Here is a 666-nt window from a genome sequence, read left to right on the forward strand (position 1 = left end):
ACCGATCCAGACATCGCCATCATCGAAACGTCGAGCCTCGGCGACCGCAGCTACCTGATCAGCCACGACGGCATCGCCGTCGTGATCGATCCCCAACGTGACATCGACCGCGTCCTGGCACTGGCTACGGAGAAGAACGCCGCGATCACCCACGTACTCGAAACCCACATCCACAACGACTACGTCACCGGCGGACTCGAACTCGCACGCGCCACCGGAGCCGAATACGTTGTGCCCGAGGGTGACCCGGTCGAATTCGAGCGACGGGCAGTGGGGGACGGCGATGTCGTCGACGCGGGATCGGCGACGTTTCAGGTCATGCACACCCCGGGCCATACACATCATCACGTCAGCTACGTACTGCAACTCGGAGACGAACCGATCGCGATCTTCACCGGCGGCTCGATGCTCTACGGATCCACCGGCCGCACCGACCTACTCGGCTCCGAACACACCGACGAGCTCACCCATGCCCAGTTCCACTCGGTCCGTCGAATCGCCGCCGAACTCCCCGCCGACGTCGAGGTCTACCCCACCCACGGATTCGGTAGCTTCTGCTCCGCGACCCCCACCAGCGGCGACTCGTCGACCATCGGTGAACAGCAACAGTCCAATCCCGCGCTGACCCAGGACGAACAAACCTACGTCGACGAGTTGATCGCAGGA

Annotated in this window: 1 protein-coding gene; it reads left to right on the forward strand. The window is 63.4% G+C overall.

The genetic code is table 11. The features are described from left to right. Positions 1 to 12: 12 nt before the first annotated feature. On the forward strand, positions 13 to 666 hold a 654-nt coding region (locus tag CH271_RS19590; protein WP_143546082.1), incomplete at its 3' end, for an MBL fold metallo-hydrolase.

Source organism: Rhodococcus sp. 05-340-2, assembly GCF_002258915.1.
GTDB lineage: Bacteria > Actinomycetota > Actinomycetes > Mycobacteriales > Mycobacteriaceae > Rhodococcoides.